The organism is Pseudomonas fluvialis, from assembly GCF_014207935.1.
Lineage (GTDB): Bacteria > Pseudomonadota > Gammaproteobacteria > Pseudomonadales > Pseudomonadaceae > Aquipseudomonas > Aquipseudomonas fluvialis_A.
The window spans coordinates 42,852-54,576 of record NZ_JACHLL010000001.1 but is presented as its reverse complement, the minus strand read 5'-3'; the positions used below and the strand labels follow the sequence as shown (position 1 = coordinate 54,576).

The 11,725-nt window shown below is 64.8% G+C and carries 9 protein-coding genes; 4 read left to right on the top strand and 5 right to left on the bottom strand.

All coding sequences use genetic code 11. The features are described from left to right. Positions 1-26 precede the first annotated feature (26 nt). Positions 27-980: an alpha/beta fold hydrolase gene (locus tag HNP49_RS00245; RefSeq protein ID WP_184679609.1), complete on the top strand. Its 954-nt coding sequence runs from the start codon at positions 27-29 to the stop codon at positions 978-980. Between the two features lie 57 nt (positions 981-1,037). Here HNP49_RS00245 and HNP49_RS00240 read toward each other — a convergent pair whose 3' ends face one another. Then, positions 1,038-1,874, bottom strand: coding sequence for a metal-dependent hydrolase (locus HNP49_RS00240; RefSeq protein ID WP_184679608.1), 837 nt, complete (start codon positions 1,872-1,874; stop codon positions 1,038-1,040). Positions 1,875-2,035: 161 nt separating this feature from the next. On the opposite strand from HNP49_RS00240, the gene HNP49_RS00235 reads away from it, so the two are divergent. The 3 genes from HNP49_RS00235 (at position 2,036) to HNP49_RS00225 (ending at position 4,509) form a co-directional block, all read left to right on the top strand. Beyond that, positions 2,036-3,088 (top strand): AraC family transcriptional regulator, encoded by a 1,053-nt coding sequence (locus HNP49_RS00235; protein ID WP_184679607.1) that lies wholly within the window; start codon positions 2,036-2,038, stop codon positions 3,086-3,088. Further along, positions 3,085-3,723 (top strand): MBL fold metallo-hydrolase, encoded by a 639-nt coding sequence (locus HNP49_RS00230; protein WP_184679606.1) that lies wholly within the window; start codon positions 3,085-3,087, stop codon positions 3,721-3,723. Before HNP49_RS00235 ends, HNP49_RS00230 begins: the two co-directional genes overlap by 4 nt. A gap of 78 nt (positions 3,724-3,801) precedes the next feature. After that, entirely contained in the window at positions 3,802-4,509 is a 708-nt protein-coding gene (locus tag HNP49_RS00225) for an OmpA family protein (RefSeq protein ID WP_184679605.1), read from the top strand. Positions 4,510-4,564: 55 nt separating this feature from the next. On the opposite strand, the gene HNP49_RS00220 is transcribed toward HNP49_RS00225, so the two are convergent. The 4 genes from HNP49_RS00220 to HNP49_RS00205 all read right to left on the bottom strand — a co-directional run bounded on the left by HNP49_RS00220 (position 4,565) and on the right by HNP49_RS00205 (position 11,724). Then, positions 4,565-7,621 carry a multidrug efflux RND transporter permease subunit gene (locus HNP49_RS00220; RefSeq protein WP_184679604.1) on the bottom strand — a complete coding sequence of 1,019 codons (3,057 nt, stop codon included), beginning with the start codon at positions 7,619-7,621 and terminating at the stop codon, positions 4,565-4,567. 21 nt (positions 7,622-7,642) lie between these two features. Continuing rightward, positions 7,643-8,791, bottom strand: coding sequence for an efflux RND transporter periplasmic adaptor subunit (locus HNP49_RS00215; RefSeq protein ID WP_184679603.1), 1,149 nt, complete (start codon positions 8,789-8,791; stop codon positions 7,643-7,645). A 138-nt stretch (positions 8,792-8,929) separates the two neighbouring features. Next, positions 8,930-10,549: a methyl-accepting chemotaxis protein gene (locus HNP49_RS00210; protein WP_184679602.1), complete on the bottom strand. Its 1,620-nt coding sequence runs from the start codon at positions 10,547-10,549 to the stop codon at positions 8,930-8,932. Between the two features lie 80 nt (positions 10,550-10,629). After that, positions 10,630-11,724 (bottom strand): DUF1513 domain-containing protein, encoded by a 1,095-nt coding sequence (locus HNP49_RS00205; RefSeq protein WP_184679601.1) that lies wholly within the window; start codon positions 11,722-11,724, stop codon positions 10,630-10,632. Position 11,725 lies beyond the last annotated feature (1 nt).

Here is an 11,725-nt window from a genome sequence, read left to right as displayed (position 1 = left end):
AACAATAACAAGCCAGGAGTTCTGCCATGTCTGCTTCCACCGCCTCCCTGCCTGCGGCCATGCTGCCACCACTGGCCAATGGCCTGGCCCGCCTGGGGTTTGGCGAGCTGCCGCTGGATGCCGTGAAGTCGCGTTACGGCAATGCCCGCGACGGCTCACGCTATGTCGAGCTGGACGGTTTCAATGTGCATTACCGTGACGAGGGCAACGCCAACGGCCCGGTGCTGGTAATGATTCATGGCGTGGTGGCTTCGCTGCATACCTGGGATGGCTGGGTGCAGGCCATGGCCAGCGATTACCGCATCATCCGCTTCGATGTCCCCGGTTTCGGCCTGACCGGCCCTGCGCGCGATGGCGTGTACAACGCCGAGCGCATGCTCAAGGTCATGACCAGCCTGCTGGACTTCCTCAAGGTAGGCAAAGCCTCGATCATCGGAAACTCGCTGGGTGGTTATATCGCCTGGAACTTCGCCCTGGCGCAGCCGCAGCGGGTGGAAAAACTGATCATGCTTGACCCGGCGGGCTACCAGATGCGCAAGGTACCGTGGATGATTGCGGCTGCTGAACTGCCGGGGGCCACCTGGGCGATGCCGCTTTGGATGCCGCGGGCGCTGATCGCTCAGGGCATCAAGGAAGTCTACGGCGACGCAGGTCGCATCAAGGCAGGTGTGGTGCAGCGTTACTACGACCTGACCCGGCGTCCCGGCAACCGCCGCGGCATGATGGAAATCTTCCGGGTGCTATTGGGCGTCAACCGCACCGAACTGGAAGGCACCGGTGCCCGCGTGGCCGAGTTGAAAATGCCCACTCTGCTGATGTGGGGTGAGCTGGACCGCTGGATTTCGCCCAAGCACGTACCGCTCTGGCAGCGTGACGTGCCGGGGTTGCAGGTCAAGGTCTATGCGGGTGTCGGGCATATTCCGATGGAGGAAATTCCCGAGCTGTCGGCGGCCGATGCGTTGGCCTTCCTGCGCAGCTGATTGATTATTCAGACAGCAAAAAGGCCCCTCGAGGGGCCTTTTTCGTTTGCGCCGCTGTCAGGCGGCGGCGCTGCTTTGCGGCTCGTAGTCACCCTTGAACTGGGCCACCAGCTCAAGGTTGTTGTGCTGCCAGGGGTGGAAGTCACCGCGGTAGAAATCCAGGTACACGCCGACCAGCTTGCGGTAGATACCGTCCTTGCCCCACAGCCAGGTCAGGCCATCACGCCAGACCCGCCAGTTCCACAGCAGGCCGTCGCGCTTGAGCATGTGCAGCAGGCCCTTGGTGGTGTCCCAGGTGAAGAAGAAGGTGCTTTGCAGCATGGCGCGGCGCAGCAGCCAGCGGCTGCCACAGGTCTGCTGGTAGACATCGAAGGCCACGGCCTTGTGTTCGGTCTCTTCCAGGGCATGCCAGCGCCACAGGCGGGCCATCTTCGGGTCGGCACCGGCGAGCCACTGCGGATCTTTCAGCAGGGCGTCGGCCATGATCGCGGTGAAGTGCTCGACCGCGCAGGTCGAAGCCAGCTGGGCATCGTGCGGCAGGTGCTTCTTGACGAAGGTCAGGCGCTTCTTCAGGCCGCGCTCCAAGTAATCGATGTCATAGCCCAGCTCGCGCAGGCGCTGGTTGTAGGCCAAGTGCTCGTGGCTGTGGTGACCTTCCTGGCCAATGAAACCGCGGATCTGCTCTTTCAGCACCGGGTCTTCGATCTGTTCGCGGAACAGGCGCACCGACTCGATGAAGAAGCGCTCGCCATCGGGGAACAGCACCGACATGGCATTGAACATGTGGGTCTTGAAGGCATCGCCGCCGTGCCAGTGGCGCGGCAGGGGATTGGGCAGGTCGAAGTCCAGCTGACGTGGACGGATTTCCAGACCTGCGGGGGTGGTACTGGCCATGGCGGGCTCCCGGTATCGAGATCGTTGTTCTTGTTGTGGCCCAGCACGAAGCTGGGTGAGGTAGCGTTGACTATGGGCTTGTGGCGGTTTGTCGGACAAGGTTATCTTCTGCCAAATTGCAGGTCATTTCCGGCCATGTGCGACGCGACGAGAACCCTACGATGAAGCAAGCCATGACCCCCACAGCCGAGCTGGTGCCGGTGGCCTATGCCGAGGTCCTGCTGGGGCTGGCCGAGGAGCGCGGTATCCGCCGCGAACAGCTGCTCCAGCGGGCCGGCGTGCGCGCGGAAGTGCTCGGGGCGCCCAATGGCCGTTTGTCGTTTCTCGATTTCAACCAGCTGGCCTTTGCCGCCCTGGCGCTCACCGCCGATGAGGCGCTGGGCCTGGCCATGGGCCAGCGCCTGAATGTGTCGACGCACGGCATCCTCGGCTATGCGGTGCTCTCCAGCGCGAGCTTTGGCCAGGCCCTGCAGTTCGCACTCAAGTACTACCGGGTGCTCGGTCTGGCCTTCGACCTGGAACTGCTGGAGGGCGACAGCCATCTGCAGCTGCGAGCCAGCGAGAGCCTGCCGTTGGGGCCGCTGTCGCGCTTTGCCGCCGAAGGCCTGTTCGGTAGCCTGCACACCATCGCCGGTTTTCTGCTGGGTGAGCCGCCGGCGGATTTCGCCCTGGGCTTTGCCTATCCGGCACCGGCCTATGCCGAGCGGTATCGCCAGCAGTTCGGCGTCGCCCCGCAGTTCGACCAGGCCCAGCACTGGCTGAGCATCCCCCGGCACTATCTGGCGCGGCCCATGGCCCTGGCCAACCCGGCGACGGTGCAGATGTGCGAGCAGCAGTGCGAGGCGTTGCTGGCCACGCTGGACGTTCAGGAAGGCCTGCTGCCAAGGCTGCGCCGCCTGCTGCTGGCGCGCCCTGGAGAGTTTCCCGACTTGGACAGCGTGGCGCGCGCCCTGCACACCAGTGGTCGCAGCCTGCGCCGGCATCTGGCTAGTCAGGGCACCAGCTACCAGCAGGTGCTCGACGAGGTGCGCAAGCGTCTGGCCCTGCAGTACCTCAGTACCACCCACCTGCCACTGCAGGAGATCGCCTACCTGCTGGGCTTCAACGATGCTTCCAACTTCCGCCGCGCCTTCCGCAAATGGACGGGGCGGCTGCCCAGCGATTATCGTGGCGACCTTTGCCTGCCCGATTCGTCTGTGGAGACCGCCCCATGAGCCAGCCGGCCCTGATCCGTGAAACCTTCCCCGTCGGCCCCCTGCAGTGCAACTGCACCATCATCGGCGACCCGGTCACCAAGAAGGCCATCGTGGTCGATCCGGGTGGCGATCATGAACATATCCTGGCGCGCCTCGATGCCCTGGGGCTCAAGGTGGTCAGTATCATCCACACCCACGCGCACCTGGATCACTTCCTCGCCTCCGGGCAGATGAAGGAGAAGACCGGCGCCAGTCTGCACCTGCATAAGGATGACCAGTTCCTCTGGGACAATCTGGAAATGCAGTGCCGTCTGTTCGGTGTGCCCTACACGCCGGTGCCCAGCCCTGACCAGTGGCTGGCCGATGACGAGGCGCTGGCCTGCGGCTGCGGCGTGGCTCTGCACACGCCGGGGCACACACCCGGTTCCATGAGCTTCTGGTTTCCCCAGGCCAAGCTGCTGATCGCCGGTGACACCCTGTTCAAGCGCGGCATCGGCCGTACCGACCTGTGGGGCGGCGACTATCCGACCATCGAGCGCTCGATTCGCCAGCGCCTGTATACACTGGACGAGGAGGCCACCGTGGTGACCGGACACGGCCCGGATACCCGGCTGGGTGACGAGATGCGTGAGAACCCCTTCGTGCGTGCGTGATTCACGGAATCTCTGCGTGTTGTTGTGTTCCAATCTGCAACCCCGTTCGGGCCGCCGTTCATTGACCAGGAGTTGATCATGACCCCCCATCGTTTCGCCGTAGCCCTGCTGGCTGCCAGCCTGCTCAGCGGCTGTGCCTCGCAGAACCCCTATGACCAGTCCGCCCAGGGCGACACCAACAAGACCGCCGTCTATGGTGGCCTTGGTGCACTGGCGGGTGCGGCCGCCGGCGCCCTGATCAACCATGACAACCGCGGCAAGGGCGCGCTGATCGGCGCCGCAGTTGGTGCGGCCGCCGGCGGTGGCTACGGCTACTACGCCGACAAGCAGGAAGAAGAGTTGCGCCGGCAGATGCAGGGCACCGGTGTGCAGGTGCAGCGTCAGGGCGACACCATCCAGCTGATCATGCCCGGCAATATCACCTTCGCTACCGACTCCGATGCCATTGCCAGCAGCTTCTACGCGCCGCTGAACAACCTGGCCAACTCGTTCCGCCAGTACAACCAGAACAGCATCGAGATCGTCGGCCACACCGACAGCACTGGCAGCCACAGCTACAACATGAACCTGTCGCAGCGTCGTGCGCAGAGCGTGGCTAATTACCTGACAGCCCAAGGTGTGGATGGCTCGCGCCTGAGTTCGCGCGGCGCCGGTCCGGATCAACCGATTGCCAGCAACGCCACCGCCGATGGCCGCGCGCAGAACCGCCGGGTGGAAGTCACCCTGCGTCCGCTGCCGGGTGCCCAGCAGCAGGCGCCGCAGTCCGGCCAGTACCAGCAGTACTGAGTTCGGCCTGACAAGAAAAAGCCCCGCACTGCGGGGCTTTTTCGTCCGGTCACACTCAGTGTGAAGTGCCGGGCTCCAGGGCAGGCTCAGCCCGGTGCGGCTTGGCCAGCAGGCTGTACACGCAGGGCAGGACGAACAGGGTGAACAGGGTGCCCACGGTCATGCCGGCGGCGATCACGATGCCGATGTCGAAACGGCTCTCGGCGCCGGCGCCACTGGCGAGGATCAGTGGCACCATGCCGAAGACCATCGCCGCCGTGGTCATCAGCACCGGGCGCAGGCGGATCGAAGCCGCTTCTTCCACCGCCTCGCGCACAGACAGCCCCTTCTCGCGCTGCAGCTGGTTGGCGAACTCGACGATTAGGATGCCGTGCTTGCTGATCAGGCCTATCAGCGTCACCAGGCCGACCTGGGTGTAGATGTTCATGGTCGATACGCCGAGGAAGATCGGCAGCAATGCCCCGCAGATCGACAGCGGCACGGTGACCAGAATCACCAGCGGATCGCGGAAGCTCTCGAACTGCGCCGCCAGCACCAGGAAGATGATGGCCAGCGCGAGGCCGAAGGTCAGCAGCAGGGCATTGCCCTCCTGGACGAACTGCCGCGAGGCACCCGCGTAGTCGAAGGCATAACCGCGCGGGGCCTGGGCCTTGGCGATGGTCTGCATGGTATCCACGGCATCGCCCATGCTGACGATCGGCACGCCTTCGATGATCGCCGAGTTGAGCTGCTGGAACTGTTTCAGACGGGTCGGCCGCGCGCGGTCGCTGATGCTGATCAGGGTGGCCAGCGGCACCATCTGCCCGCTCTCGTTCTTCACGTGGTACTTGTTCAGCCAGCGCGGATTGTCGCGGTAGGCGCGCTCGACCTGAGCAATCACCTTGTAGCTACGGCCGTCGATGGTGAAACGGTTGATCTCGCCCTCGCCGAGCAGGATGGCCAGGGTGCTGCCCAGGTCCTGCATCGACACGCCCATCTGCGCCGCCTTCTCGCGGTCGATCTCGACCACCACTTCTGGCTTGTCGAATGCCAGGTCGACGTTGAGGAAGGCGAACTTGCCGGAGGCCATGGCCTCCTGCTTGACCCGTTCGGCTACCTGCAGCAGCGACTCGTAGTCGTTCGGCGTGTTGATCACGAACTGGAACGGCAGCCCTTCACCGGTGCCCGGCAGGGCCGGCAGGTTGAAGCCGAAGATCTGCAGACCGGTGATCTGGTTGAGCTTGCCCTGCACCTCCTGCAGCAGCTCCATCTGGGTGCGCTCGCGCTCGTCCCAGGGCTTGAGCAGGAAGCCGCCGATGCCCGATTGCACGCCATCGAAGCCGTTGATCTGGAACGACGAGTAGTACTCGGGGAAGCTGCGGAAAATTTCCTCGAAGGCCTTGGTGTAGGCGTTCAGGTAGTCCAGGTTGCTGGTCTGCGGCGCATTGGAAATGAGGAAGACGATGCCCTGGTCTTCCTCCGGCGCCAGTTCGCTCTTGCTGAACTTGAGCAGCGCCGGGATCAGCGCCATCACGATCAGGGCGAACACCACCACCACCGGACGGGTGTTGAGGGTGCCGTGCAGGGCCGCCTGGTAGCGCCGCTTGAGCCGGTCGAAAATCTGGTCGAGGCGATGGGCCAGGCCACTGGGGTTTTCCTCATGGCGCAGTAGCTTGGCGCACATCATCGGCGACAGGGTCAGGGCGACGATGCCGGAGATGATCACCGCGCCGGCCAGGGTCAGGGCAAACTCCTTGAACAGTGCGCCGGTGAGGCCCTCAAGGAAGCCGATGGGGGCGTAGACCGCTGCCAGGGTGATGGTCATCGAAACCACCGGAATGGCAATTTCCCGTGCGCCTTCGATGGCGGCCTGGAACGGCGTCTTGCCCTCCTCGATATGACGGTGGATGTTTTCCACCACGACGATGGCATCGTCCACCACCAGGCCGATGGCCAGCACCATGGCCAGCAGGGTCAGCAGGTTGATCGAATAACCCATCAGCTGCATGAAGAACAGCACGCCGATCATCGACAGCGGGATGGTGATCACCGGGATCAGCACCGAGCGGAACGCGCCGAGGAACAGGAAGACGACCACTATGACGATCAGCACCGCCTCTGCCAGGGTCTTCACCACTTCGTCTATGGAGGCCTGGATGAAACGGGTGGCGTCGTAGGCGATGGAGACTTTCAGGTTCGGCGGCAGTTGTGCCTCGATCTCCGGCAGCGCGGCGCGCACATGCTTGATCACGTCCAGCGGGTTGGCACTGGGCGTGCCCTTGATGGCGATGTACACCGAGGGAATGCCGCTGAAGGAGCTGATCGAATCGTAGTTTGCCGCGCCCATTTCGACGCGGGCGATGTCACGCACCAGTACGCGGCGGTCACCCTCGGTCTTCACCGGAATGGCGCCGAAGGCCTCCGGCGATTTCAGGTCGGTGCTGGCGTTGATGCTGGTGACCACGTACTGGCCCTTCACTTCGCCGGCGGCGGCGAGGAAGTTGTAGCGCTGCACGGCGCTGTTCAGCTCGGCGGCGGAAATGCCATAGGCGGCCATCTTCACCGGGTCGAGCCACAGGCGCATGGCGAATACCTGATTGCCGAGGATCTGCGCCTCGGCAAGCCCCGGCAGGGTGGCCAGCTTGGGCTGGATGACCCGGGAGAGGTAATCGGTGATCTGCGGGTTGGACAGCTCGTCGCTGTAGAAGCTGACGTACATCAGCGCCGTGGAGTCGGCCGCTTCCTTGGACAGTACCGGATCTTCGGCGTCCTGCGGCAGCTGGTTTTTCACCTCATTGGCCTTGGCCAGCAGTTCGGTGAACAGGCGGTTGGTGTCGGTGCCGATGCGCGCGTAGATGGAGATGACCGAGGCGTTCTGCTGGCTGACCGAGGTCATGTAGTCGATGCCTTCGGCGCTGGCCAGGCTCTGCTGCAGCGGCTGGGTGATGTAGCCCTGAATGGTCTCGGCGTTGGCCCCGGGGTAGGCGGTGGTCACCGTGATCAGAGCGTTTTCCATCTGCGGGTACTGGCGGATGGTCAGTTTGCTGAACGCCTGCATGCCGAGCAGGATGATCAGCAGGCTGACCACGCTGGCCAGCACCGGGCGGCGGATAAAGGGATCGGTAAAAGCCATGCTGGGGGTCCTTGGCGCCGCTTATTGGGCGGCGCTGGCGTCCTGATTCAGGGTGAGGGCCGTGTCGGCGACTATCGCCACATGGGCGCCGTTATCCAGCTTGAGCTGGCCGGAGGTGACCACCTGCTCGCCGGCCTTGAGGCCGCTCTCGACGACCACCAGGCCGGCACGCCGTTCGCCGGTCTTGACGAAGCGGCGCTCGACCACCAGGTAGGGCTGGCCCTTGTCATCCAGCTGCGGCTTGCCGTCGTCACCCTGCTTGGGCACCACCACGTAGACGGAATTGCCATACAGGGTGAAGGTGATCGCGGTTTCCGCCACGGTCAGGGCTTCGGCCTGGCCGGGCAGCAGCACGGAGAGGTTGGCGAACATGCCCGGCAGCAGCTTGCCCTGCGGGTTGGGCAACTGGGCGCGGATCTGCAGGTTGCGCGTGCTGTCCTCGACCCTGGGGTTGAGGGCGACGATCTCGGCCTTGAACTGCTCGTCCGGGTAGGCGGCCACGCTGACCTCGACCTGTTGGCCGACGGCCAGCTTGGGCGCGGCCTGCTCGGGCAGGTAGAAATCGATGAACAGCTGCGACAGGTCCTGCAGGGTGGCGATCACGGTGCTGGTACTGACGAAGTCACCGACATCCACCTGGCGGATGCCGATGGTGCCGCTGAACGGCGCATGCAGGCGCTTCTTGTCCAGACTGGCCTGAAGCTGGGCGACGCTGGCCTCGGCCTTGAGCAGCTCGGCGTTGAGTCGGTCGAACTCGCTCTTGGAAATGGCCTGTTTGGCGGCCAGGTTCTTGCCGCGTTCGAACTCGACCCGCGCCAGGCCGCGCACGGCGATGGCGGTCTGCAGAATGGCGCGCTCCACCGCACTGTCCAGTTGCAGCAGCGGCTGGCCTTGACTGACCCGCTCGCCGGACTGGAACAGCAGTTCGCGCACGGTGCCGTCGACCTCGGTGCTGAGGTCGACGCCCTGGAACGCCTTGAGCGTGCCGATGGCCGGCATGCGGGCCTGCCACGGGCGCTGCTCGGCGGGCGCCGCCGACACATTGATGGCCGGTTGCGGCGCGGAAAACATCTGCACCTGCTGGTAGATGGAGAAGCCTTTGTAAGCAGCGAGAGCGAGAACCACCACAAGGGTGATCCCCAGCATGATGAGCATGCGACGGCGCAACATGATGCGAATCCTTGGCCAGGAAAGAGGGACTGTATGGAGCAGGCCGTGAACGTTATGCGCAGTTGTCCGCCAAGTCAAAAAACAGGCTTTGCAAGAGGTGTCCGGAGGCGCGGGAGTGCGCCTCTGGGGGCATGTTGACTATATCTGCAGGCGCGCGCTGACCAGCCCCAGTTGCTGCGACAGATCACCCAGCACCTGGCTGGCGGCATGGGTGCGTTGCACGTTGTCCTGGTTGCTGTGGGCGATGGCGGTGATCTCGGTGAGGTTCTGCGAAATATCCTCGGCCACCGAGGTCTGCTCCTCGGCGGCGGTGGCGATCTGCCGGTTCATGTCGCGGATCGACTCCACCGCGCTGGTGATGTGCTGCAGCATGGCGCCGGCTTCGGTAACCTGGGTCACGCCATCCTCGCTGCGCTGCTGGCCGCCCTCGATGGCGCGCACGGCGTTGAGCGCACCGTTTTGCACCGTGTCGATGATCTGGTGGATCTCGGCGGTGGACTCGGCGGTGCGCTGGGCCAGGGTGCGCACCTCGTCGGCCACCACGGCGAAGCCACGCCCGGCATCACCGGCGCGGGCGGCCTCGATGGCGGCGTTGAGGGCCAGCAGGTTGGTCTGTTCGGCGATGCCGCGGATGACTTCCAGCACCTTGCCGATGCGTCCGCTGTCTTCTTCCAGGCGGCGGATCACCGTCGTGGTGTTGCTGATCTCGCCGCGAATGGCGGTGATGGTTTCGATGGTGGCCTGCATCACCCGGCCGCCCTGGCGGGCCGAGGTGTCGGCGGCATCGGCGGCGTGGGCCGCATCAGCCGCGTGGCGCGCTACTTCCTGGGCGGTGGCGGACATCTCCTGCATGGCCGTGGCGACCTGGTCGGTACGGTCGAACTGTTCGCTGACGCCCTGGGTCATCAGGGTGGCAATGGCGTTCAGGTTGCCGCTGGCGCTGTCCAGCTCGCGGGTGCTGTGGTGCAGTTGCTGGCTGGCGTCGGCGAGGAAGTCGCGCAGTACGTTGGCAGCGTCGGTCAGACGACCGATTTCATCGCGGCGCTCATTGTCCAGGCGCCGGCCGATCTGGCCGCGGCTGAGTTGTTCGAGGTGGCCGGTCAGCTTGCCGATCGGCAGCAGCAGGGTGCGGTTGACCAGCCATAGGCTGAGCCCGGCGATGATCAGTGCGGTGACTATCAGAATACCGATGCCGATGCCGATGGTGCTGCTGGCACGGTCCGCCAGCTGCTTGGCCTCGGCGCTGGTCTGCAGGTGCAGTTGCTCGACCAGGACACTCATCTGCTCGCTTGTGGCGCGGTCGATACCCTTGACCGCGGCATCGCCGGCCTTGCTCTCGCCATTGGCGGCGAGGAAGGCTTCACGTCCCTTGCGGTAGGCCTGGCCCATGCTGCTGTGTGCCGTCTTCAGGCTGTCGACCTGCTGCCTGAGCTTGCCGTCCAAGGCAGGCAGGGCCAGCAGTTCGCCGAGGGTTTCCTGGACCTTGGCTTCCTGGCTGGTGAAGCCGCTCCAGTGTTTTTCAAGCGACGCCGGGTCGCTGCCACGTAGCAGCACGTTCTTCCATTCCTGGACCTGCACCTTGAATTCGACATTGGCCTTGTCCACCAGGCTGGCGGTTTTGACCTCGTGCAGAATCAGGTGCTGGTAGGCCTGGATGTTGCCGGACAGGAACTGGAAGCAACCCAGAGCAATCAGCAGCATCAGCAGCAGGCTGCCGCCGAGCAGAGCCAGGCTCTGGGTACGCAGGGATGTGTTCATCAGGACGGTCTCACTCAGCGTGCAGGGTGGTAGCAGTATAGGTCGGCTACCAGACCTGCAACTTGAGTGAGGGTATTGCCTCAGGCCAGGCGCAGATGGTTGTCCCACAAGGCCGCTGGCAGGTGCAGCGGGGTGCTGGTTAGGGCTGGCTGGCGACAGTCGATCAGCCGGCAGCGTGCCTGCCCGGAAGTGGCGACGAAGCCCTGCGGCACGGCGGCGACGCCAGCGCAGTCCGGCAGTGGCAGGTCCAGGCGCAACTCGGCACTGTCCAGATTCCAGATCAGCAGGCGGTTGCCGCGCGGGGCACTGGCGGCCAGCAGGCGCAGTTCGCTGTGCACTGCCACGCTGGCGGTGTACTGGCTCATCGCCTGCCACTGCTGCTGGGCCATGGGGAAGGGCTGCAGGGCCTGGCCGGGCCGCTTGATGGCGAGCAGATCGCTGCGTTCGCCGGGCTCGCCTTCGTATTGCTGTGAACTGACCACGGTACCGTCGCTGACCACGGCCAGGTGGCGGATGCTGTTGAGTGGCTGGGCCAGGCGATCACGGCTGAGCAGCCGGCCCTGGCGGTCGAGCAGGACCAGGCTGGAATCCATGGCATCGAGGTTCATTGCCTCGCGGCTGTCTGCCTCGGTGCGGATGCCGCCGTTGGCTACCACCAGGGTTTCGCCATCGGGCATCCACAGCAACTGGTGCGGGCCGATACCGTGGGTTGAGAGCTCATGGCTGCGCGCAAGGCGCCCCTGACTGACGTGGTAGACCCCGAGCACGCCGCGACCCGGATCGCGGGTGTCATTTTCGGTGCTGTACAGCCAGTCGCCCGAGTGATGGAACACGGCGTGGCCATAGAAGTGCCGGTTGGCCGGGGAATCCAGGGTCTGCAGCAGGCGGCCGTCGCGGGTGTCGATCAGGTAGCTCTGGGTACCGGGGCGACGCGCGACGAACAGGGCCAGTGAGAGGTAGGGGTGGGGCACCGCGTCATGGCAGCGCTGCGCCACTTCGGTGGCAAAGCGCTGGTTGCCATCCAGGTCATAGCCCACCGCATAGTGCCGGCCCTGGCTGTCGTTGCGCGCCGACAGCAGCAGCGGCTGACCGTCACGGCGCCCCAGCTGCCAGCCGGCCAGCAGAGCACCACCGAGCAGGCCGGCGCCGAGGCCGAGGAAGGTGCGGCGCTGCATG

Bases quoted from the DNA above. Each gene is read 5' to 3' on its own strand.
- HNP49_RS00245 (WP_184679609.1), top strand. From the start codon at position 27: ATGTCTGCTTCCACCGCCTCCCTGCCTGCGGCCATGCTGCCACCACTG.
- HNP49_RS00240 (WP_184679608.1), bottom strand. From the start codon at position 1,874: ATGGCCAGTACCACCCCCGCAGGTCTGGAAATCCGTCCACGTCAGCTG.
- HNP49_RS00235 (WP_184679607.1), top strand. From the start codon at position 2,036: ATGAAGCAAGCCATGACCCCCACAGCCGAGCTGGTGCCGGTGGCCTAT.
- HNP49_RS00230 (WP_184679606.1), top strand. From the start codon at position 3,085: ATGAGCCAGCCGGCCCTGATCCGTGAAACCTTCCCCGTCGGCCCCCTG.
- HNP49_RS00225 (WP_184679605.1), top strand. From the start codon at position 3,802: ATGACCCCCCATCGTTTCGCCGTAGCCCTGCTGGCTGCCAGCCTGCTC.
- HNP49_RS00220 (WP_184679604.1), bottom strand. From the start codon at position 7,621: ATGGCTTTTACCGATCCCTTTATCCGCCGCCCGGTGCTGGCCAGCGTG.
- HNP49_RS00215 (WP_184679603.1), bottom strand. From the start codon at position 8,791: ATGTTGCGCCGTCGCATGCTCATCATGCTGGGGATCACCCTTGTGGTG.
- HNP49_RS00210 (WP_184679602.1), bottom strand. From the start codon at position 10,549: ATGAACACATCCCTGCGTACCCAGAGCCTGGCTCTGCTCGGCGGCAGC.
- HNP49_RS00205 (WP_184679601.1), bottom strand. From the start codon at position 11,724: ATGCAGCGCCGCACCTTCCTCGGCCTCGGCGCCGGCCTGCTCGGTGGT.